Below are 23,469 nucleotides of genomic sequence, written 5' to 3'. Positions count from 1 at the left end.
TCGCCCGGCTCGACGCAGGCAAAATCGACAATCCGCTGCGTTTTCAAGGGCAGTATTTCGATCAAGAAAGCGGCCTGCACTACAACCGCCATCGCTACTACAATCCGGATATTGGACGTTACCTGACGCCGGATCCGGTGAAGTTGGCGGGTGGGATCAACAGGTACCGTTATGTGCCCAATCCGACGGGATGGGTCGACCCGCTAGGCTTGAATACATGCCCAGGTGCTGACGGGTGTAAACCCAGCACCAGTGCTCCAAATCCTGCGGAGAGTGTTAACCACGGAGAGCCTGCCTTACCGCAACTGACCCGCGCGCAGCGGCAGGCGAGAATTGACGAGCTAGCCGAGGCAAACGCCTACAGACGTTTGAAAGAAATCGAACAAGCATTCCCAAGAGCACATTTTTTGGAGAAGCACGGCGCGCAGACAACCCCCGACTCCCAACTCGAAAGAGTAAGATCAGGTAAAAACCCAACAACAGAAGAAATCGAAAGATACATTGGTGGAAGAAAAGATGGCGAACCCAAAATACCTACTGCAGCCACTAGATATTTCAGCCACCGGGACCAACTCAACGCCATTTATCGCGCACAACTTATATTTAAATATACAAATCTACAAACATCTCGCAGACCAATGCACATGGGAAAAATAATTGGAGAAGGATACAAAAAAAATAATTTTGAATACGGAAGACAAAGCAAAGCTATTGTAATACTCGACAATGATGGCAATCCGATTACTGCGTACACGGAATTCTAAACATGAAGCTCAGACCAGAACTATCAACACTCAGAAGCCTACTATTCACCTACAGCATTGAAAACTACGACGACCCTGAAAGAGAGCGCTTCATCGCTTCAAAAAATATTAACAACGAAACAGAACTCGCCGAGCTTTTTGAAAGATTGACTAAACCAGAATTTCTATCATATAAGCCTGAAATCCAACAGTGGCATATCGACACACTTCACTACTATTTAAATACAGATGAAAACTTTGATTCTGTTTTTTATCTTTTCGACACCTATTTTGATGACGAAATAATTGATCACCGGCAATTCATGGCTGTGCTGTTACGCTGCTTACAGCACTACAAGATAGAGTCCGATGCGAGCTAACGTCCCTAAACAAATAAACACCTCCAACAAAAGGAAAAATCCTATGCAGTTAAGCACACAGTTTAAAAGTCATCGAGCGCAATTCGCTGTACTAAATGAGGTAACCACAAGAGCAGAACGCAATCTACCGCCTTTTACCGGGGAAGATTACTACGGCAACCCAATTGTCCGAATCGAAATGCAGGGTTGCGGAAGAGGATATATACCAAACCCTACTGATCGGAATAATCCAATACTTGATGAAAATATGGATGCAGCGATCGCGAAATTCGATCGCGAAACCAAAGAACTTTATACCGTATTTCCTGTGAGCAATGACCAATACTGAAACACCCATTTCTAGATATCCCTTACGCACCGAAACTTCGCCATTTACTCAGCCCGTTCGATATTTATGATCGCGAAGAGACTGTAGGTGAAGAGCTTGCATGTTACGACATCAACCTTGACACAGACAGAGAGCGGCTGATCAAAAAATACATAATTGAGAAATCTTCAGATCTAAGCTATCGACATCGCAAGGTCTTATGCGACAAATTGGGGGCTGCACTTAGCGACGAAACCTATAACTTTTCGCACTTATTGAGACAGGCTCCCGGCTATTACTGCACCCTGCCGTGGGGATGGAGTGACATGGACAATCCAAAAGGTTTTTTCGAAGAAATTTATAGATTAGCTAATGAGTGGTGGAAAGAAGACCTCCAAAAAGCCAGCCTCGAAGACCCTGCCACATGGTAACCCGCGGTATTGGACACACTGAGTATCCAATGTGGGAGAAGGCCTGCCCGAATGCCAGGCTTTTGTAGGAGCGAGCTTGCTCGCGAGAAACGCATAGACGCCACGTTTATTCAGGAAACACGCGCTATCGTTGACGTTTTTCGCGAGCAAGCTCGCTCCTACAAAGGGCGATGGCGCCCCCTCCCACATTTGAATGTTTTCAGTGCTTCAATCCAACGCTCCGATCAGCGCTTGGCCAGCTCCATAATCATCCGGCTCAACAGATAAACCCGTGGCACCACGCTCTCCACCTCGGCATATTCCTCCGCCGTGTGGATATTGCCCCCCACAATCCCAAACCCATCCAACGTCGGCGTCCCTACCCCGGCCGACAAGCTGGCATCCGCCGCGCCGCCGCTGCCTTCGATGGTCAACGTGCGTCCCAGTTCGCCATAAATCCCTTGGGCCATCGCCACCAACTTATCTGACTCGCCGGTTTGCGGCATCGGTGGCAAACCGCGTTGCAGACTGGTTTTCACTTCAGTTTCGGGGATCAATTTGTTGGCTGAAACCCGCGCCAAGTCCTTCTCGATTCGATCGAACTCTTCCGGCAATGCCGCACGTACGTCGGCCTTGGCAGTGGCCTGGTCGGGGATCACGTTGGTACGGTCACCGGATTTGAGCACGGTGAAGTTGATGGTGGTTTTCTTGTCTTCATCACCGAGCTTGCCCAGTTGCAGGATCTGGTGCGCGGCTTCCATGGCGGCGTTGCGTCCCAGTTCCGGGGCGACGCCGGCGTGGGCGGCCTTGCCTTTGACTTCGACCACGGCGGTGGCGCTGCCTTTGCGCCATACCACCAGGCCGTCCGCTGGGCGGCCGGGTTCCAGGTTGAGGGTCACATCGTGGCCCCTGGCAGTTTTACGGATCAGTTCGGAGGCAGCCTCAGAGCCGGTTTCTTCGCTGGCGTCGAGCAGGAAAGTGATTTGTGCGTAGTCCTTGAAGCCCTGATTCTTGAGAACTTTCAACGCGTAGATACCGGCGACGATGCCGCCCTTGTCATCCATCACGCCGGGGCCATAGGCACGGCCGTCCTTGATATGAAACGGGCGCTCGGCGGCCGAGCCTTCCTTGAAGACGGTGTCCATGTGCGCCATCAGCAGGATCCTGGCCTTGCCGGTGCCCTTGAGGGTGGCTACCACATGGCTGTTGTTGGCCGCCTGGTCCGGTACCAGTTCGATGCTGAACCCCAATTGCTTCAACTCATCCACAGCGATGTCGCGCACTTGGGTCAGGCCCGGCTCGTAGCCGGACCCCGAGTCGATATTCACCAGGCGCTCCAACAGCTTCAGGGCCTGGGCCTTGTACTGCTCGGCATCTGCCTGGATCTGCTTGTGGGGTTCGGCGCTGTAGGCCGGCATGACGAAGGACAACGCCAGGGTGGCGGCCAGTAGGGTACGCGGGAAAGTGAAGAGCATGGAGCGATCCTTTTTTGTTGGAATAGGCTCCCCACACCCTATCTCACTAGACCGACCGCAACCAACCCTCCTGCACAGCGTTCACCCGGTTGCGCCCGCTGCTCTTGGCTTCGTACAACGCCTGGTCGGCATCGTTGAGCCAACCGATGGAGTCGGCGTGAGTCGGCTGGTACGGCGCCAAACCGATACTCAAACTGACACGCAGTGCCGGGTCCTGGGCATAGGCCAAGGCGTTGAAGCGATCGCGCAACGCCTCCATCACTTCGGTGGCACGGTTGAGGGGCATGTCCGGCAGGATCACGCAGAACTCATCGCCGCCATAACGCCCGGCAAGATCGGTGGCGCGCAGGTTCTGGCGCAGCACTTTGCTCAATTGGCGCAGGACAATATCGCCGGTCACATGGCCGTAGGTGTCGTTGATGGTCTTGAAATGGTCGATGTCGATCAGCGCGATGGCGGCGCCCGCCTGGTTTCGGCGGCAGCGTTGGAACTCAATGTCCAGGTGGTCTTTCCAGGCGCCGTGGTTAAGCAGACCGGAAAGGCTGTCGGTGCGGCTCAGGGCCAGCAGCTCACGCTTGTGCCGAGCCAGAGTCACGGCCTGGCGATAGCAAATCCAGCCCAGCGCCAGGGGATACAGCGTCAGAATCGGCAAGCAGGCGTACAACTGCGCCTGGGTGGTTACGGCAATAAACCCAGGCGCGACGATCAGCAGCGCCGTGCCAAGCCCCAGTGCCTGCGCCGCCCAGCCCGCAAACATAAAGCGCGTCCCACCGATGGCCACGTTGTTCATGGTCATCATCGACAGCGTGGTGACGCTGGGCAGTGGGTTGAAGTGCATCGCGCCAACCCAAAACCCGCCGCAAAAAGAATCGAACAACAGGTTACGACGCTCACTGCGCAGGGTATGGGCTGCACGCAAAGACAATTGAAAAGCCACATGCGGCCACACAAACGCGTTGATCAGCATCCAGGCCCACACCCAAAGCGCAGGACTGAGCGGATACATGGCAAACACCACGCAGATGAAGCCGAGAATCAGCCCCAGAAGACGGGATTTGTACAGGCGCGAAGCAAGCGGAAGTCCCTTTCCTCCGACGGCTGGCATAGTGGGGTGCGATCCTGGGTGAGTGCCTGGAGTCTAACAGGGCAACGTCAAATCGCCACTACTGCTTACACGCTAATGCTTCAGTGTGAAAAGCCACGCGCCAGCATCAATGCAACGCCCAACAGCAACACTGCGGTGACCCGCTGCAGCAACACCCGCCGCTTGGGGTTTTCCAGCACATGCTTGATGCGCTGGCCGAAATAGCAATACAGGCACCCGCTGGCAAATTGCAGCAACAGGAAGGTCGCCCCGAGGATGGCGATGTCGGCCGCCGAACTGTGTTCCCCTGCGCCTGCAAACTGCGGGAACACTGCGCTGAACATGATGATGGTCTTGGGGTTGGAAAACCCGGTCAACAGCCCCTTGCCAAACAGGCTGCGCGAGCCCTCCACGGCACCCGAGTTGTTGATCGACACGCCGCTGCTGGTCCACTGCTTGTATGCCAGGTAAAGAATATAGGCCACACCGACAAACTGGATGGTCTGGGTAATGGCAAGGTTGCCCTTGATCAGTTCCGAGAAACCGACGGCAAAAATCAGGATGGAAATCAGGTACGACACACTGGCGCCGATCTGCGCCGGGATCGAACTGCGCAGGCCGTCCTTCAAACCCAGGCTCAGCAACAACAGGGTCATGGGGCCGGGGCTGAAGGTCATGGTGGCGCAAAACAGCAAAAAGTAGAGAAACGACGACAGGGTTAACGCACTTGTCATGGCCAGGGACCTTGAATTAAGAGAACAACAGCGACGGGGCGAGCGCCTCAAGCGCCCGCCCCAGGCCGGTCAGGCGACGGCGATTTCGGTCGTCAGGGACTCGCGGTACATCACCGCCAGGTCAGCCAGCGCGGCTTTGGCGGTCTGGTTACGGGTTTCGAATGCCACCAGGCCCTTCCAGTTGGTTTCGACGATGGCCTGCACCACATCGGCGTAATCGCAGTTACCGTCATGGATGCCGAAGTGCTGGTCTTGCACACCGTTGTTGTTGCTGAAGGAAATACCCTTGATCAGGTGGTGATACTTGCGCACCACTTCTGCCGGCAAACCGTTCTCGATATTGGCGTGGCCGGCATCGAGGAAGAAGTACACGTTGCTGTGGGCTTGCAGGCGCTCGAACACGTAGGTGTATTCGGCTTCATGGGTAAAGATGTAATGAAACGGCCGATAGTTGACGTAGTTGGACAGGTTTTCCAGGTAGATATCCGTACCCTTGGCCTCGGCGTACAGCGCCAGTTCCTGCACGGACTTGAGGTAATGCTCCAGGGCCACCTTCTTGGCCATCAGCACCATTTTCGGCTCGACGATGCAACCACCGTGGATGATCAACGGCGCGCCCAGGCGGCTGGCGATATCGATTTCTTTCTTTACATACTCCACGGCAGCGCTGCGGAAGGCTTCCACATCACTGCCCAGCGGCGCCTTGAAGTTGCCATGGAAGATCGGCTTGGCGCCGGTCAGCGCGATTTGCGCTTGCAGGGCTTCGATACGTGCATCGGTCCAGTCGTCGACCATTTCGCCAAACAGGCTGCCGTCGATATACCAGTGGGTGCACTCACCTTCGATGGCGGTTTGCAGGCCCTTCTCGGCGCCGAGGTATTTCTGATGAGCCACACCGGTACAGAACGGTACGGTGGCGTTGATCAGTTTGCTGTCCATGGAGCGATTCCTTTCGTTGATGGCGTGTCAGGCTTCTAGCGGTTCAGAGAGTTCGATGGCCATGAAATCGGCCTTGGTCACGCCGCAATCCGGGCATGTCCAGTGTTCAGGCACCTCTTCCCAAGGGGTGCCGGCGGGAATTCCGTCTTCGGGAATGCCCAATTCTTCTACGTACATAAAACCGCAGGGTGCGCACATATAAGTCTTCATGGAAATGCAAAATCCATTGCTTGCGTGTAGGAAACTTCGCCAGTTCCGGGCGAGATGGCGCGCAGTCTAGGGGAGCGGCATTGCACAAGGCAGGTAAAGTAATGCCTAATCCGGCCTAACTTCACCGGTAAAAGCACCGGCAAACACAAGGACGCGTCATGTTTGTATCCGCCATCGCTTTTGTGGAAGGCACTCCCAAGGTTCAGCAGATCGTCGAGGCGTTCAGCCAGGCCATCGAGAACGGCGAATGGGCGCCGGGCAGCAAGTTGCCGTCTGTACGGGAACTGACCCAGGTGCTGGGAGTGAGCAAGTTCACCCTTAATGAGGCGCTGGACCGCCTGCGCGGGCGCCATTTGCTCACCTCCAGCCAGGGCCGCGGCTACTTCGTGGCGATGGACAGCGCCCGTCCGGCAACAGCGACCTGGGTCGACCTGTTGCCCCAGGACCTGCTCAGCGTATTGCGCCGCCCCCTGGTCACCGCCAGTGGTGAACTGCGCCCCGGCGGCGGGCACTTGCCCGAGGAATGGCTCAATGGCGAAGCGATCCGCCAGGCCATGCGCAGCGTGGTGCGTGCGCCGTCGCTGCGCATCGCAGGCTTGGGCACGCCGGCCGGGTTATTGCCGCTGCGTCAGGCGTTGCAACAGAAACTGCACGGTGAAGGCTTGTCGGTGCCCGTGGAACAAATCATCACCACGCCCAACACCGTGCAGGGCCTGGACATGCTGATGCGTCTGCTCGCCCGCCCTGGCGACACCGTGTTGCTCGACGCGCCGTGCTATTTCAACTTTCACGCCAACCTGGCGCTGCATGGCGTCAAGGTCGTTACCATTGAGCGCCGTCCCGACGGGTTCGATTTCGCCGCCCTCGAACAGTTGTTGGCCGAACACCGCCCCAGCCTTTACCTGACCACCAGCGTTTTGCATAACCCCACCGGGCATTCCTTCAGCCCCGGCCAGGCATTTCGCCTGCTGCAACTGACCCAGCAATACCACTGCCATATCGTCGAGGATGACCTCTATGGCGACCTGCACCCCAACCCTCCCCCACGCCTGGCCGCCGTCGCCGGGCTGGACCAGGTCACCTACTTGTCAGGGTTCTCCAAGATCCTCAGCGCCAACACCCGGGTCAGCTACGTCGTGGCCGCGCCGCAACTGGCCGCCAACCTCACCAATATGAAATTGATGAGCGGCGGCGTGACCTCCGAACTGTTCGAACAGATCGTGTACCGTATGCTCACCGAAGGCAGCTATGCCAAGCATCGCAAGCGCATGGTGCAGCGCCTGATGGAGGCCGGAGGGCGCGTTGAACAATGGCTCAAGCGCTGCGGCTGCGAACTGCCGATGGCCTTTGAAGGCGGGATGTTTATCTGGGCACGCCTGCCGAAGGGGGTAAACGGCGAACTTCTGGCCCAGGAGGCGTTAAAACGCAGCATGGTGCTGGCGCCCGGTGCACTGTTCGGCTACGACCCGGCCCATCGCGATTCGATGCGATTCAACGTGGCCCACAGTGATGATCCACGGGTGCAGCGGGTGTTTGAGGCGCTGTTGTTGCATGGAGTGGCGCAGAGCAACCCCCATGCCCGGCGCTAATCTCTGTAGAAGCGGGGTTACCCGCGAAGGTCATCAACGATGACGCGGGCTCACAGCCTAAGCGCGGCGCTCTCAGGTTTTTCGCGAGCAAGCTCGCTCCTACGGAGAAGCGCATTGAGGTCCTTCACCCCGGCAACGGAATCACCCGCAACGGCCGCACCGACTTGTACGAAAAGCTCGAATAGATTTCCTTGACGCAGGGCAAGGTCTGCAAGACTTCGCGGGCAAACTCGCCGAACGATTCCAGGTCCCTGGCCACCACTTCCAGCAAAAAGTCATAGCGCCCCGACACGTTATGGCATGCCACGATTTCAGGAATCTCCAACAGCCGCTGCTCGAATGCCCGGGCGATTTCCTGGGTGTGGCTGTCCATCATGATGCTGACAAACGCGGTCACCCCGTAGCCCAGCGCCTTGGGCGAGAGGATCGCCTGGTAGCCGCTGATCACTCCGCTTTCCTCCAGGGTGCGTACCCGGCGCCAGCACGGTGAAGTCGTCAGCGCCACCCGCTCGGCCAGTTCGGCCACCGTCAGGCGGGCGTTGGCCTGCAATGCGTTTAAAAGGGCTTTGTCGGTGCGGTCCAGCTTGATGGGCATAACGTGCCTCTAATCATTATTTTTATCGGTGTTTGATCCACAAACGCGGGTTTTTACAGGCGTTTTTGCAAGGTTCGTCCGTGATTATGAGCATAGCATTGTAGGAAATAAGGAGTGCCCGACATGAACAATAAACACAGCACTTGCGGCTTTTCTACTCGCGCCATTCACCACGGCTATGACCCCAAGGACCACCACGGCGCCCTCGTACCGCCGATCTACCTGTCGGCCACCTTCGCCTTTCCCACAGTTGAATACGGCGCCGCGTGCTTTGCCGGCGAAGCCAGCGGCCACTTCTACACGCGCATTTCCAACCCCACCCTGGCGTTGCTGGAATCACGCATGGCCACCCTGGAAGGTGGTGAAGCGGCGGTGGCCTTCAGCTCCGGCATGGGCGCGATTGCCGCGACGTTCTGGACGCTGCTGCGCCCGGGCGACGAGGTAATCGTCAGCCAGACCCTGTATGGCTGCACCTTCGCCCTGCTGCACCACGGCATCGGCGAATTCGGCATCAAGGTGCGGCATGTCGACCTGACCGACCTGGCCGCCCTGCAAGCGGCCCTGTCCCCGGCGACCCGCATGATCTACTGCGAAACCCCGGCCAACCCCAACCTGCGCCTGATCGACATCGCCGCCGTGGCCAGGCTTGCCCATCAACAGCCGAATGTCACCGTAGTCGTCGACAACACTTACTGCACGCCCTACCTGCAACGGCCTCTGGAACTGGGCGCCGATGTGGTGGTGCACTCGGCCACCAAATACCTCAGCGGCCATGGCGACATCACCGCAGGTATTGCGGTGAGCAACCAGGCACTGGCGCAGCGCATTCGCCTGCAAGGGCTCAAGGACCTGACCGGCGCGGTGATGTCGCCCCAGGATGCGTCGTTGCTGATGCGCGGCCTCAAGACCCTGGCCCTGCGCATGGACCGCCATTGCAGCAATGCCCAGGCACTGGCCGAAGCCTTGCAGGTGCACCCGGCCGTGGAGAGTGTGATCTACCCAGGGCTGCGTTCCTTCCCGCAGTACGAACTGGCGACGCGGCAAATGAAGCTGCCCGGCGGCATGATTGCCTTTGAACTCAAAGGCGGGATCGAGACCGGCCGACGCTTTATGAACGCACTGCAACTATTCACCCGTGCGGTCAGCCTGGGGGATGCCGAATCACTGGCGCAACATCCGGCGAGCATGACCCACTCCACCTACACCCCCGAGCAACTTGCGCAGCACGGTATCAGCGAGGGCCTGGTGCGTTTGTCGGTGGGGCTTGAAGACGTCGCCGACCTGCTGGCGGATGTGGATCAAGCCCTGGCCAAGTGCGCCCGTGCATCGGTGCGTAAAGCCGCGATGGCGCCCTCTGCGGTGAGGTAGCGGGCGCCTGTGGCGTTGTTTTTGCTCTGGCGGTGGTCGGACGGATCCGACTACCGTTATGCGTTTTTAATCTGACTTTTGTCGATTGGATCCCCCTCCCTTCGCCAGCCTGTACTAGCATGGTGGCGGCGGGAAGGATTATCAGTGCAGGTTGTGCATACCGGTTACCTTGTTGACTCCCGCCGCTGTAACGCCGAATACCTGCACGCGAAACTCATGGACGAATTGATGAACTCACACCTGTTCCCACATATAGGCAAGGTCATCGCCAGCACCGGCAGCCGCCATTTTCCACGTATGCTGCATGACCTCATCCTCACCCAACTGGCGGTGGATGCCACCCATATCACCCAGCTGCAGGTCAACAGCGAAGGCCACAGCCGCCGCAAGATCAGCCCGGTCTACACCGACTCGGTGGCAGCCCTGGGGGCCGAACAACCCGCCGCACAATTGCACCTCACACGGCGCAAGGACGATGTGCGCTACGTATTGTCGGTGTACCGTTCGCACCCATCGCAGAGTTTTTCCGCCCAAGAGCGCAGCATGCTGCAGGACTTCTCCACGCTGTTGCTGCCCATGGTGGAAAAACACATCACCGCGATCCAGCCTGGCCGTCAGGACAGCCCGCCGGCAGTGCCGCAGCACCAGGGCATCGAAACCCTGCGCCGACGCATCCAGGAGCGCCTGGTGCAATCGGGGCTGACTTTATCCAACCGTGAACTGCAAGTGTGCGTGGGCCTGCTGGCCGGGCGCACCGCACCGGAGCTGGCCGAGCAACTGGCGTTGAAGGTCAACACTATCGAAAGCTACCTCAAGCGCGCGGCGATCAAGCTGGGCATCAGCGGGCGGCATTCGTTGTTGCGGTGGATGTATTCGACCGAGTCTGACACTGCCCTGTAAGCCAAGCAAAAATTCCACAGATCAGTCCCGGGCCAGCGCCTCGATCGGGTCCAGGCGCGCCGCGTTCCTCGCTGGTACAAACCCGAACACAATGCCAATCAACGTCGAGCAGGCAAACGCGGTAATGATCGAGCCCACCGAAAACACCATTTCCCACTCTTTCACAAACAGCGAAAACAGATAGCCGATGGCGTAGGACAACGAAATCCCGATGATCCCGCCGATCAAACACACCATCACCGCCTCCACCAGAAACTGCTGACGAATATCCGACTGGCGCGCCCCCACCGCCATGCGAATACCAATTTCACGAGTGCGCTCGGTGACCGACACCAGCATGATGTTCATCACGCCAATGCCTCCCACCAGCAATGAAATCACCGCAATCAACGACAATAGCAGCGCCAGGGAACGGCTGGTTTTCTGCACCGTTTGCATGATGCTGTCGAGGTTGTTGGTGAAGAAGTCCTTGGTGCCGTGACGCTGCAGCATCAGCTTGTTGACGTTGTCTTCCACCACCTTGCTCGGCTGGCCGTCCTTGATGCGCACGGTGATGCTGTCCAGATGACGCTGGCCCAACAGGCGCCCCGCCGCTGTCTCATACGGCACCCATACGTTCAGCGCCTTGCTGGCGGCGAACATGTTCTTGTTGTCCGCCGTCACGCCGATCACCGTGCACGGCAGGTTGCCCACCAATATCACCTGGCCCAGGGGGTCGATGTTCGGCCCGAACAGGCGCTGGCGGGTGTTGTGGTCGATCACCACCACCTGGGCCTGGCGCCGCGCATCGCTTTCACTGAAGGCAATGCCGGCCTCAAGCTTGAGGCCCTTGACCTTGAAGTAGCGGTCACTGACGCCGTTGACCTGGGCATCCACATCGATATTGCCAAAGCGCAGCAACAGGTTGCGGCCCACCACCGGCGTGGCGCTGTCGACGTAATAGAGCTGGTTCAGCGCGTCCACATCCGAGGGCATCAGCGTCTGGATCGCCGAGGCGCGGCTGTCGCCGAAACTGGTGCCGGAAAAGATATCGATGGTGTTGCTGCCGATCGCTTGAATGTCCTTGAGCACATACCGCTTGGCGCCTTCACCGATGGCCGAGATCGACACCACCGAGGTGATGCCGATGACAATGCCGAGCATGGTCAGCAAGGTGCGCATTCGGTGCGAAATCAGCGCCACCCAGGCCATGTTGAAGGCTTCCTTGAACAGCCCCAGGCTCGCCACCAGGCGCCGTGCACCGCTGCGCCTGGGCTCGATCGGTGCTTCGCCGGGCAGCAGCGGGCCGACGCTGTCATTGGCCTTGTCGCTGACGATTTCGCCGTCACACACCTCGACAATGCGCTGGGCGTTCGCCGCGACCTTGGGGTCGTGGGTAACGATGATGACCGTATGCCCGACCGCGTGCAGTTCGGCGAGGATGCGCATCACCTCCTTGCCGCTGTGGGTGTCGAGGGCGCCGGTGGGCTCGTCGGCGAGGATCACTTCGCCGCCGTTCATCAAGGCCCGCGCAATACTCACGCGCTGCTGCTGCCCGCCGGACAGCTGGCTGGGCCGGTGGGTGACATGACTCGCCAGGCCCAACCGCTGGAGTAACTCCCGCGCACGGCTGTGACGCTGGCTTTCAGGAGTACCGGCATAAATCGCCGGCATTTCCACGTTGTGCAAGGCGCTCAGGTGAGCAAGCAGATGGTAGCGCTGGAAAATAAAGCCGAAGTAATCACGGCGCAGCTCCGCCAGTTGCTCATCGCCCAGGGAGCGGGTTTCGATGCCATTGATTTTGTAGCTGCCGGCGGTGGCGTAATCCAGGCCACCGAGAATGTTCATCAGGGTCGATTTACCCGACCCGGACGCGCCGATGATCGCCAGCATTTCCCCGGCATGAATCGTCAGGTCGATGCCCTTGAGCGCGATGAATTCACGCTCGCCGGCCATGAAACTGCGGGTGATGCCCTTGAGTTCCAACAGAGGCTGGGTCATGGCTTAGCTCCCTGCCACAGCAGGAATGGCGTCACCGATCACCACCTTGTCGCCCTCGGCCAGACCATCAAGGATCTGTACCTTGACGTTGTTATTGATGCCGGTCTTGACGTTGCGCGCTACCGCTTTGCCCTTGGCATCCAGCACCCGAACCGGGTAACTGCCATCGGCATTGCGCGCCCCCAGCGCCGCCACCGGCACCATCAACGTGGCCTCGGCGGTATCGAGCACGATCCGCACCTGGGCGGTCATGGCGATGCGCAGGCGGTGGTCGGGGTTGGGCACGTCGAACAGCGCGTTATAAAACACCGCGGTGTTCTGCTTGGGCGTGCCGGCGGTCTGGGTTTCGAGGAAGTTCTGAGGGGCGGGTTCAGTGCCGCGTAGCTTGGCGTAATAGCGTTTGTCCGACTCGCCGAGGATAGTGAAGTACACCTGCTGGCCGGGGCTGATATGAATCACATCCGCCTCCGAGACCTGGGCCTTGACGGTCATGGTGTCCAGATCCGCCAGTTTGAGCAGTACCGGTGCGAGCTGGCTGGCGATCACGGTCTGGCCTTCCTGGGTGACGATGCCTACGACATCGCCGTCGATGGGCGCGTTGATGCGGGTGTAGGCCAGGTTGACCTTGGCGGTGTCGATCTGGATGTGCGCGCTTTTGATTTGCGCGTCCAGGGACAGCAGGTTGGCCTGCTGCACCTGGAAGCTCGACTCGGCGTCTTCGAAATCCTGGCGGGACACCGATTCGTCGGCCTGCAGGCCCTTGTAGCGTTCATACACTGACTTGGCCTGCTTGAGCTGCGCGGCGGTGGCGCGGCGTTGGGCCTGGAGGTTTTCTTCGTCGACCTGGGCTTTGCGCAGGGTGTTCTGCAGGATCAGCGGGTCGATTTCGGCCAGCCATTGGCCCTTTTTGACCTTGTCGCCGACTTTGACTTTCAGCGATTTGAGCTGGCCGGAGACTTGGGCGCCGACGTCGACTTGTTTAACGCCTTCGAGCAGGCCGGTGGCCAATACGGCGTTTTCGATATCGCCGCGTTCGGTGGTGGCGATGAGGTATTGGGGGGCGTCGGCGGGGGCCTTTACGGTGTAGATGATCAGGCCGACTGCGACGGCCAATACTGCCAGGAGGCCGATTTTGCGGAATTTAGACGTTTGCATAGGTGGCTTCTTGATTGAGTACAGATCCGTTATTCGGGTAGAGGCGGCATGGGGTTGCAAAAGCAGAGTGAGGTTTCATTGACTTGCACAGCTTAAAAATGTGGGAGGGGGCTTGCTCCCGATGGCGGCCTGATAGCCGACCAGGATGTTGGATCGGATCGAGTACATATCCGTTATTTGGGTAACGGCTGCTATGGGTTCCGCCCTTACGGCGGCTCACTTTTGAAAAGCGCAAAAGTAAGCAAAACGCTCTTGCCCCACCACTCGGCACCTCGCCTAGGCTCGGTGTGCCCGTAATCCGCCAGTGATTTGGGGGGCCGCCGCCACGCGCCATCCATGGCGCGGGGCGGCTAAACCGGCATCCCTGCCGGTTTACCCCCCAAATCCCTGTCGAATTCCGGCCAGCGTGGTTTGACGGGGCGCCTAAGATCAAAATCAAAAGCAGATCAAGATCAAGAGCAAGAGCAAGAGCGGCTCGCTTCGCATCGTGGTTACGGGCGGGCGTTGCAAGGCGGTGTAAATACTCATGGCCATCAAGGGCAAGCCCCCTCCCACACACTTGCCATTTCTGACCCACCGCAACAGCCAAAACCGGTCGGCTATAAGGCCGCCGCGCTGTGCTTTTGATCCGGGATCGCCCCGTTAAACCACGCTGGCCGAACGCGGGCTTTGGAGCGTGGGTAACCCGGCAGGACGCCGGGTTAGCCGCGCTGGGCCATGGATGGCCCATCGCGGCGGCCCACGCTCCAAAGTTCGCGTTCGGGCACACCGAGCCTGGGCGAGGTGCCGAGTGGTGGGGCGAAGGCCTTTTGGTTACTTTTGGGCCTTTCCAAAAGTGACCCGCTGTAAGAGCGGAACCATAAGTGGCCGTTACCGCAGCAACGGATATGTACTCCGACAGACCGCTATCGGAAGCAAGCCCCCATTTGGATCGGTGTACAAGCATCAAGACACCACCTCCCCAACCCCAACCCCTTCCAACCACCACTTGGCCAAACCCGAAACATTCGGCACCTTGAGCAAGGTGAAGTGATTACCCCCGCCATACCAAACCTGCAACCCAGTCCCCTGCCCCTTCCACCCCTCAACCATCAACCCCTGCTCACGCTGGTTCCCCGCCGCGTCCAAGGCCGGATCCTGCGCCAACACCAGGCGCACCACCCCGTCATACCGAGCCTGCGGCCGATAAACCGTACGCAACGCCGCCGCGTAAGTACGCGCAGGCCCCTCCATTGCATCCACGGCAGCACGCGCCGGTAGCAACCCGACACCAACCATCCCCGTATGCAGCCACTGCCGCTGCGCCATCTCATCGCGCCCGGCGAAGTCCACTGGATCAATCCCCAGCGACTTCCCGGCCGCCAACTGCATCGCCTCGATCAACCGCAACAGCGCCGCCGTCGAGGTGTAGGGTTTGCCGACACGCCCCGGCGCCTCGCTGTCGATCACGGTCAACGAGCCCACCTCACGCCCCATCGCCTGCAAGCGCAGGGCCATTTCCAGCGCGACCCAGCCACCAAACGAATGCCCGACCAGATGCACCGGCCCGTCCGGGCACTCCTGCTCCAGCGCCGTGAGATAACACTGCGCGGCCGCTTCCACTTGACTGTGGGGCACCGCCGCGCCATCCAAACCGCGGGGCTGCAAGCCATACAACGGCCAATCACGCCCCAGGGCTTCGCTCAAGCCAACGAAACCGGTCACGCTGTCACCGGCTCCCGGCACGCAGAACACCGGAGCATGGCCGGCGCGCCCAGTCTGAATGCGCAACAGCGGCTGATGCGCCGCGCAACTCACCGGCGTACTCGCCGCCAGTGCCTGGCTCATCGCCCGGCCCAGGCCCTGGATATGCGGCGCCTGCATCATGCTCTGGTGGTCGCCCGGCACTGGCACCTGGCGCAGTTGCCCGGGCGCCAAAGCCGTGTCCCAGCCCAACGCCATGCTGCGTTGCGACAGCTCGGTGGGCCGTTGCTCGGCGCTGAACAGGTGCACCGGAATCGGCAGCGGGAACAGGCTGTAGTGAGCCAGGGCATGTCCATGCCCGACTTCGCGCTGAAGAAAACTCAACAGGTCCGCGTCCGACGCCGCCGCCATTTGCGCGTACAGCAAACCTTGATCGCGACAGCGTTGCAGCAGATCCGCAAAGTCCAGCTGTCCAATCCGCGCCTCCAGTTGTTCAAGACTTGCCAGCTCATTGACACCTCCCTGTGCTTTCCAATAGGCCGTGCACTGCAGCAACAGGTGCCGCTTGAATGCATCCGGCCCGCTCCAGCGCGCTTTGCCCTGGTCGGTCATGCGCGGCACATAGCTGTCGATCAAGCCGAGGAAGGCCACGCTTTCATCCAGCCCCAACAGTTGCATGGCCACTTCATAGGCCAGCACGCCACCGAATGACCAGCCCGCTACCCGGTAGGGGCCGTGGGGCTGAATCTCGCGGATCAGCCCGACCATGCGCGCCGCCAGGCCTTCCATGCTGTCCAGGTGCGCCTCACCGAGCGCCAGGCCCGGCAGGCCATAGATCGGGTAATCGCCGGGCAGGTGCTGGCCCAGCGCCGGGAAATACACGTCCATGCCGCTGAACTCATGCACCAGAAACAGCGGTGCCTGCGACCCGCTGCTGCGCACGGTAATCACGCGGGTGTCGGGCAGTACGTCATCCCCGCGCTGACGCAGCATCGCCGCGATGCTGGCCACGCTGGCATGTTGGAACAGCTCGGCCAACGACACCGGCAAACCGGCCTCGTCCAGCAGGTTGACCAGGCGAATCGCCAACAGCGAATGCCCGCCCAGTTCAAAGAAGCTGTCATGTCGCCCCACCTGATCGAGTTTCAACACCTCGGCCCAGCGTTGCGCCAACGCCTGTTCCAGGGCATCGGCCGGCGCTTCGAACGTGCGGTTCGCCAAAATGTCCCAGGTCGGCGCCGGCAAGGCTTTGCGGTCGACCTTGCCGTTGGCCGTCAACGGCAATTGCTCCAGCGCGACGTAGGCGGACGGCACCATGTACTCGGGCAAGTGCGCGTGCAGGTAAGCCCGCACCGGCTCGATGCCAACAGGTTCGCCCGCCCAGGTGAAATAGGCCACCAGGCGCTTGTCCCCCGGAGCCTCTTCACGGGCCAGCACCACGGCATCCTGGATGCCCGCGAATGTCGCCAGCCGCGCCTGGATTTCACCGGGTTCAATACGAAATCCTCGGATCTTCACCTGGTCGTCATTACGCCCGACGCACTCCAGCAGGCCGTCGGCCGTCCAGCGCCCGAGATCGCCCGTGCGGTAAAGCAAGGCGCCTGGGTTGAACGGGTCCTGGACGAACTTTTCAGCCGTCAGCTCGGGGCGATTCAAATAGCCCTTGGCGACACCCTCCCCGCCGATACAGATTTCACCGACGGTACCCAGCGGCACCGGTTGCTGCTGCGCATCAAGCACATACACCTGGGTGTTGGAGATGGGACGGCCCACCGGCACGCTGTCGGCATCATCGGCAATTGTGTGCACTTCGTAGGTGGTGGCGTAAGTGGTGGTTTCGGTTGGGCCGTAGCAATGCACTAGACGCAACGCCGGTGCCTGCGCCAACAGCGTGCGGAACGCCGCCGGATCGGCCCGTTCACCGCCGCACAGCAGGATGCGCAAGCCGGCCAGGGCCTGAGGGATCAGTTGCACATACTGATTGAACAGCGCGGTAGTGACGAAGAGCACCGTCACCCCCTCCAACGCCACACCGAACGCGGTTGGATCAAGCAAGGTGGCGTGGTCGATCACCTGCACCTGGCCGCCATTGAGCAGTGGCCCCCACACGTCCATGGTGCTGGCATCGAACGCGGGGTTCGAGGCGAAGGCCACGCGGTCGGCGGCATTGAAATCGGCATAGCCGTTGTTGAGCACCAGGCGCGTGATGCCGCGATGGGGCACCAGCACACCCTTGGGCTGGCCGGTGGAGCCGGAGGTGTACATGATGTAGGCCACGCTGTCCGAAGCTTGCGACAGGTCCGGGTTGTGGCAAGGTTGTGGCTCAAAGGCCAGGGTATCCAGGTCCAGACGACGCGCCCCGCTCTCAATGACGCAATCGCTGCGGGTCAGCAACCAGGCCGCGCCACAATCCTGCAGCATGAACCCTTGGCGCTCAGCCGGTGCATTAACGTCCAACGGCACATAAACGCCGGCGCATTTGAGGATGGCCAATTGGCTGACCAGCAACTCCAGCGAACGCGGCAGCAGGATCGCCAGGTGATCGCCCGGGCGCACGCCCAGGCCGAGCAAGTGATGGGCCAGGCGGTTGGCGCGGGTATTGAGTTCGCCGTAGCTCACCCGCTGCTGGTTGTGCACCAGCGCCACGGCGTCGGGACGCGCCAGGGCCTGGGCTTCGAACAAGCGCTGCACCGTGTGTTCACGCGGGAAGGTACGGGTAGTGGCGTTGAAGTGCTCAAGCAGGTGTTGGCGTTCGGCCTGCGGCAGGATCGGCAAACGGTTGATGGCGATGTCGCGATGACCTTCCAGGGCCTGCACCACCTGCGCCAGGGCGATTTGCAGGTAGTCGCACAAGCGCCGGGCGCCCTGCCCCATGACGGTCAGACTGAACCCTTCACCGAGGTCATCCACACTGACCGCCACGCCGTAGTGCGTGTGCTCCTGGGCCTGGAACAACTCGATCCCCTGCCACGCCTCGGCCACGCCACCGGCCTGGGGGGCGCTGTGACGATAGTTGAACAATACGCTGAACAACGGCGTCGCCACCGGCACGCCACTGCAACGCTGGGCCAACGCCAGGGGCGCATGTTCATGACCGAGCAGTTGGGTCAGGCGCCCATGGGTGGTACGCAGTGCGGTCAGCACCGAGTGTTCCCCCAGGTCGACCCGCAGCGGCAAGGTATTGATAAATACGCCCATGGCCCGCTCGGCGCCTTCGCCGCCCTGCAAGCGGCCGAGCATCACCGTACCGAACACCACCTGCTCGCGCGCGCAGACCTTGCCCAGTACGTGGGCCCAGGCCAAATGCATCACGCTGGCCGCACTGACGCCCGCCTGGCGGGCCTGGCTGCGCAAACGCCGGCTCAACGACAGGTCAAGACCCACGCGCACGTTTTCCTCGGCGCCCAGGTTGGGCACATCGGTGGGCTCGTCGACCTCACCGAGCATCTCGCGAAAAAATGTCTCGTGATCCTCGCCGCCCAACCGGGTCTGGGCCACGTAATTGCGATACGGCACGGACGCGGCCAACGTGTCTTGAGTGCCCAGCAGAAACGCCTGCATTTCGTGCTGCAGGATGTCCAGGGCAACGTGGTCCATCACCAGGTGATGAAACAGCAACGTCGCGACCACCCGCTGCGGTTGCTCGGCGTACACCAGCCGCATCAGCGGCGCCTGGCCAAGGTCCAGGCGTGGCGGCAGCGGCCCGCTCTCAACGCTTAGCCGGGCGTGGCGCCACACCACCTGCACCGGTTCCTCCAGGCCCTCCCAATGCAAGGATGAGCGCAGGATGTCATGGCGCTGAATCACCGCCTGCAACGCACTGGCGAAGGCGTCCAGGCGCACGCGAGTGTCGAAAGCAAACTGCGCCCGTAACACATAGGCGTCATCACCCTGCACGGCGCGATGCTGATACAGAATGCCCGCCTGCAACGGCGCCAGCGGGTAGATATCCTGCACATTGGCCGCGCCGCCGGGGATGCTGGCGACAATGCGGTCGATGGCCGCTTGATCCAGGCTGACCAGCGCCAGCATGTCGGGAGTGATCCGCACACAATCGGCCGCAATGCCATTGGCCGGCACCGCCACTTCACGCCCGCCGCCCAAAGCCGCCGCCAGGGCAGACAAGGTAGGTTGACCAAACAGCACTTTCACGTCCGTCGACAACCCCAGGCCGCGCATACGCCCCATCAGGCTGACCGCCAGCAACGAGTGGCCGCCCAGTTCGAAGAAGTTGTCGTGCCGGCCCACGCGTTCCACATTGAGCAACTCGGCCCACAGCGCGGCCAAGGTGATTTCCGTGTCGCCCAGAGGCGCCTCGTACTCGCGCGCCACCAATGCCTCCAGACCCGGTGCCGGCAATGCCTTGCGGTCGAGCTTGCCATTGGGGCTCAGCGGCAGCGCCTCCAGATGCACGAAGCTGGCCGGCACCATGAACTCCGGCAGGTGCAACAGCAGATGAGCGCGCAGGTTTTCAATCTCGCTCGGCACGCCGGTGTAGTAAGCGATCAGGCGCTGCTCGCGGGCAATCACCGCGGCTTCCTGCACCGCCGGATGCTCGGTCAGACGTGCCTGGATTTCCCCCAGTTCGATACGCAGGCCGCGGATCTTGACCTGGTCATCATTGCGCCCCAGGTATTCGAGATTGCCGTTCGGCAAGTAGCGCCCGACGTCACCGGTGCGGTACATGCGCCCGGGGGTAAACGGGTCATCGAGGAAACGCTCGGCGGTCAGTTCGGCACGGTTGAGGTAACCCCGTGCCACCTGCACCCCAGCGATAAACAATTCGCCCACCACGCCCAACGGCACCGGCTGCAACTGCCCGTCCAGCACATACATGCGCGTGTTGGCGATCGGCTTGCCGATGGGAGTATTGTCCGGCACGTCGGGGCCTGCGCAGTTCCAGGCGGTGACGTCGACCGCGGCCTCAGTGGGGCCGTACAGATTATGCAGTTGGCTGCCCGACAACTGTTGCTTGAAGCGGCGCACCAGGCTGCCCGGCAAGGCTTCGCCGCTGCACATCACGCGCACCAGCCCGGCCGCCTGGCTGACGTCACCGTGGGCGAGGAATACATCAAGCATCGACGGCACGAAGTGCAGGGTCGTGACGCATTCGGCCGCGATCACCTGGCGCAGGTACTCGGGGTCTTTATGCCCATCCGGGCGCGCCATTACCAGACGCGCGCCGGTGAACAACGGCCAGAAGAATTCCCACACCGACACATCGAAGCTGAACGGGGTTTTCTGCAATACCGTATCAGCGGCAGTGAGCCGGTATTCGTCCTGCATCCACAGCAAGCGGTTGACCACACCGGGGTGTTCGTTGATCACGCCCTTGGGCTGGCCGGTGGAACCGGAGGTGTAGATCACATAGGCGGCCACCCCGGCCACCGCCGGGTTGGTGATGGGCTGGTGCTGCCAGGTGGGTTGGTCCAGATCGACCACCGGCAGCTCGCCCAACAGCCCGAGGGTGCTGCCCTGAGCGAGCACCACCGTTGGCGCGCTGTCGTGCAGCATGTAGGCGATACGCTCCAGTGGGTACGCCGGGTCCAGCGGCACATAAGCGGCGCCGGCCTTGAGGATCGCGTACAGGCCGATGACCATCTCCAGGCCCCGCTCCACGCAAATCGCCACTCGCGCCTGTGGCTGCACGCCGAGGGCTAGCAGGTGGTGGGCCAACTGGTTGGCGCGGGCGTTCAGTTCGGCGTAGGTCAGTTGCTGCGCGCCGGCTTTTATCGCCACGGCCTGCGGCGTGCGCAGCACCTGAGCTTCGAACATGCCGTGCAGGGTCTGGTCGAGCGCATAGCCCACAGCGGTCGCGTTGAAATCCACCAGCAATTGCTTGCGCTCGCGTTCATCCACCAGCGGCACATGCGCCAGCACGGCCTGGTCGTTAGCGACCATGGCCTGCAACACGCGGGTGAAGTAGCCGAGGTAACGCCGCATCGTCGACTCATCGAACAGCGCCACGGCATATTCCAGCGCGCCAAGAATGCTGCCCTGCACTTCCCCCAGGTTCAGCGACAGGTCGAACTTGGCGAAGTGGCTGTTTTCGACGATGCCTTCCAGGGCCAGATCGCCCAGCGCCAGGGTCGGCGCGCTGCTGTCCTGCCAGCTCAGCAGGGTCTGGAACAGCGGGCTATGGGCCAGGCTGCGCGGCGGTCGGGTGATTTCCACTACTTGTTCGAAGGGCAAATCCTGATGAGCCTGGGCCGCCAATGTCAGCGCCTTGACCCGAGCCAGCAAGGCCTCGGTGCTCAACTCGCCGCCGGTGTCGATGCGCAGTGCCAGGGTGTTGACGAACAAGCCAATCAGCCCTTCCACCTCGGCGCGCGTGCGGTTGGCCACCGGCGTGCCGATCACCAGCTCCGGCTGCCCGGACAAGCGCGCCAGCAACGAAGCCCAGGCGCTCATCAAGGTCATATAGAGGGTGGTGCCATGGCGCTGGCTCAAGGCCTTGAGCCCGGCAGTAAGGCGTTCATCCAGGCGCACTTCGACGCTGCTGCCGGCGTAGTCCTGCTGCGCCGGGCGCGGCCGATCGGTGGGCAGGGTCAGCAATGCCGGCGCGCCGGCCAGGGTTTGCTGCCAATAGCTGCTTTGGCGGTGCAGCACTTCGCCGCTCAGCCACAGGCGTTGCCACACGGCAAAGTCGGCGTACTGGATCGGCAAGGGCGGCAGCGGGTCGGATTGGCCGTGGCTGAAGGCTTGGTACAGCGCCATCAGTTCACGGGTCAACACGCCCATGGACCAGCCATCGGAGACGATATGGTGCAGGGTCAGCAGCAGCACATGGTGATCGTCGGCCATCACCACCAGGCGGCCGCGCAGCAACGGGCCACGCTCCAGGTCGAACGGGGCCGAGGCTTCGCCGTGGATCAGCGCGTCCAGCGCCTGTTGCGGTTGCGCGTGGCGACGCAAGTCTTGCACCTGCAGCGGTAACACCTCCTCGGCCGGCACGATCAGCACCTGGGCCTGGTCGCCGTGTTGGGCAAAGCGGCTGCGCAGGGTTTCATGCCGCGCCACGATCCGCGCCAGCGCCCGTTGCAGTGCCTGTACATGCAACTGCCCACGCAAACGCAGGCCGATCGGAATGTTATAGGCGGTGTTGGCGCCTTCCATCAGCGCCAGGAACCACAGGCGCTGCTGGGCAAACGACAGGGGCATCTGTTCATCACGATTGGCCGGCAGGATATCCGGCAAGGTGCTGCGCCCGGCCTGGGCCAGCAGCTCGGCGACCGCCGCCAGTTCAGCGTTGGCAAACAGGTCGCCCAGCGCCAACTCCACCCCCAGCCGCTGGCGGACCTGGGAGACCATGCGCATCGCCAGCAGCGAATGCCCGCCCAACTCAAAGAAATGGTCACGCCGCCCGACCCGTTGCACTTGCAACACCTCGGCCCAGATCTGCGCCAGCACCGTTTCGATCTCGCCCTGGGGCGCGGCGTATTCGCGGGTAAACACTGCGGCCATGTCCGGCACGGGCAAGGTCTTGCGATCGAGCTTGCCGTTGGTGGTCAGCGGCAGCGCGTCGAGCTTCATGAAGGCGACCGGGACCATGTAGTCCGGCAACTGCGCCACCAGATGAGCGCGGATTTCGCCGACCGTCAGCGCGTCAAGTTGCGGGTTTTCGGTGAAGTAGGCCACCAGCCGCTCTTCACGCACCAACACCACCGCTTCCAGGATGCCGGGCAACTGGTTGAGCCGGGTTTCGATTTCGCCCAGTTCGATACGCACGCCACGGATTTTGACCTGGTCATCGTTGCGCCCCAGGTAGTCCAGCGTGCCATCCGGCAACCAGCGCACCAGGTCGCCGGTGCGGTACATGCGCCCGGGGTTGAACGGATCGCGCAGGAAGCGCTCGGCGGTCAACTCCGGGCGGTTCAGATAACCTCGCGCCACCCCCTTGCCGCCCACGTACAACTC

General features: G+C 61.0%; 15 protein-coding genes and 1 pseudogene. 7 read left to right on the top strand and 9 right to left on the bottom strand.

The window, feature by feature from the left end:
- From JFT63_RS28950 to JFT63_RS28940, 3 genes are all read left to right on the top strand, one after another.
- The coding region (locus JFT63_RS28950) for an RHS repeat-associated core domain-containing protein (RefSeq protein WP_198845281.1) at positions 1–764 on the top strand (764 nt) is incomplete at its 5' end.
- A 2-nt stretch (positions 765–766) separates the two neighbouring features.
- A complete protein-coding gene (locus JFT63_RS28945; RefSeq protein WP_057703181.1) occupies positions 767–1,123 on the top strand; it encodes a hypothetical protein in 357 nt (118 codons plus the stop codon).
- Between the two features lie 43 nt (positions 1,124–1,166).
- Entirely contained in the window at positions 1,167–1,451 is a 285-nt protein-coding gene (locus tag JFT63_RS28940; protein ID WP_198845280.1) for a hypothetical protein, read from the top strand.
- 634 nt (positions 1,452–2,085) lie between these two features.
- Here the strand turns inward: JFT63_RS28940 and JFT63_RS28935 are convergent.
- The 5 genes from JFT63_RS28935 to JFT63_RS28915 all read right to left on the bottom strand — a co-directional run bounded on the left by JFT63_RS28935 (position 2,086) and on the right by JFT63_RS28915 (position 6,282).
- A complete protein-coding gene (locus tag JFT63_RS28935; protein ID WP_198845279.1) occupies positions 2,086–3,315 on the bottom strand; it encodes a M20/M25/M40 family metallo-hydrolase in 1,230 nt (409 codons plus the stop codon).
- 46 nt (positions 3,316–3,361) lie between these two features.
- On the bottom strand, positions 3,362–4,420 hold the full coding sequence (locus tag JFT63_RS28930) for a diguanylate cyclase (RefSeq protein ID WP_186558961.1): 1,059 nt from the start codon (positions 4,418–4,420) through the stop codon (positions 3,362–3,364).
- Positions 4,421–4,500: 80 nt separating this feature from the next.
- The gene (locus JFT63_RS28925) at positions 4,501–5,133 is read right to left on the bottom strand and encodes a LysE family translocator (RefSeq protein WP_057703176.1); all 633 of its coding nucleotides are present in this window, start codon (positions 5,131–5,133) and stop codon (positions 4,501–4,503) included.
- Between the two features lie 69 nt (positions 5,134–5,202).
- Positions 5,203–6,072 carry a sugar phosphate isomerase/epimerase family protein gene (locus JFT63_RS28920; RefSeq protein WP_198845278.1) on the bottom strand — a complete coding sequence of 290 codons (870 nt, stop codon included), beginning with the start codon at positions 6,070–6,072 and terminating at the stop codon, positions 5,203–5,205.
- Positions 6,073–6,099: 27 nt separating this feature from the next.
- Positions 6,100–6,282 (bottom strand): rubredoxin, encoded by a 183-nt coding sequence (locus JFT63_RS28915; RefSeq protein WP_186558959.1) that lies wholly within the window; start codon positions 6,280–6,282, stop codon positions 6,100–6,102.
- A 158-nt stretch (positions 6,283–6,440) separates the two neighbouring features.
- Between JFT63_RS28915 and JFT63_RS28910 the strand changes: the two genes are divergently transcribed.
- Together JFT63_RS28910 and JFT63_RS29995 are read left to right on the top strand one after the other, a co-directional pair.
- Positions 6,441–7,871, top strand: a complete 1,431-nt coding sequence (locus JFT63_RS28910) for an aminotransferase-like domain-containing protein (RefSeq protein ID WP_057703173.1) — start codon at positions 6,441–6,443, stop codon at positions 7,869–7,871.
- Positions 7,871–7,975, top strand: a pseudogene (locus JFT63_RS29995) (outer membrane lipoprotein carrier protein LolA); the annotation flags it as partial. The gene JFT63_RS28910 and the pseudogene JFT63_RS29995, both read left to right, overlap by 1 nt.
- 20 nt (positions 7,976–7,995) lie before the next feature.
- Here the strand turns inward: JFT63_RS29995 and JFT63_RS28905 are convergent.
- Positions 7,996–8,466 (bottom strand): Lrp/AsnC family transcriptional regulator, encoded by a 471-nt coding sequence (locus tag JFT63_RS28905; protein WP_057703172.1) that lies wholly within the window; start codon positions 8,464–8,466, stop codon positions 7,996–7,998.
- A 123-nt stretch (positions 8,467–8,589) separates the two neighbouring features.
- Here JFT63_RS28905 and JFT63_RS28900 point away from each other — a divergent pair, with 123 nt between their 5' ends.
- Both JFT63_RS28900 and JFT63_RS28895 read left to right on the top strand, forming a co-directional pair.
- Positions 8,590–9,834: a methionine gamma-lyase gene (locus tag JFT63_RS28900; protein WP_198845277.1), complete on the top strand. Its 1,245-nt coding sequence runs from the start codon at positions 8,590–8,592 to the stop codon at positions 9,832–9,834.
- 228 nt (positions 9,835–10,062) lie between these two features.
- A complete protein-coding gene (locus tag JFT63_RS28895) occupies positions 10,063–10,734 on the top strand; it encodes a helix-turn-helix transcriptional regulator (RefSeq protein WP_186558953.1) in 672 nt (223 codons plus the stop codon).
- A gap of 21 nt (positions 10,735–10,755) precedes the next feature.
- On the opposite strand, the gene JFT63_RS28890 is transcribed toward JFT63_RS28895, so the two are convergent.
- The 3 genes from JFT63_RS28890 to JFT63_RS28880 all read right to left on the bottom strand — a co-directional run.
- Positions 10,756–12,714, bottom strand: a complete 1,959-nt coding sequence (locus tag JFT63_RS28890; protein WP_186558951.1) for a MacB family efflux pump subunit — start codon at positions 12,712–12,714, stop codon at positions 10,756–10,758.
- Positions 12,715–12,717: 3 nt separating this feature from the next.
- Entirely contained in the window at positions 12,718–13,869 is a 1,152-nt protein-coding gene (macA, locus tag JFT63_RS28885; protein ID WP_198845276.1) for a macrolide transporter subunit MacA, read from the bottom strand.
- A gap of 945 nt (positions 13,870–14,814) precedes the next feature.
- Positions 14,815–23,469, bottom strand: an 8,655-nt coding sequence (locus JFT63_RS28880; RefSeq protein WP_198845275.1) for a non-ribosomal peptide synthetase, incomplete at its 5' end; no start/stop codon positions are given.

It is taken from the genome of Pseudomonas sp. MF7453, assembly GCF_016405455.1.
GTDB lineage: Bacteria > Pseudomonadota > Gammaproteobacteria > Pseudomonadales > Pseudomonadaceae > Aquipseudomonas > Aquipseudomonas paralactis.
The sequence above is the reverse complement of the archived record's forward strand: the minus strand, read 5'-3'. Positions and strand labels throughout refer to the sequence as shown.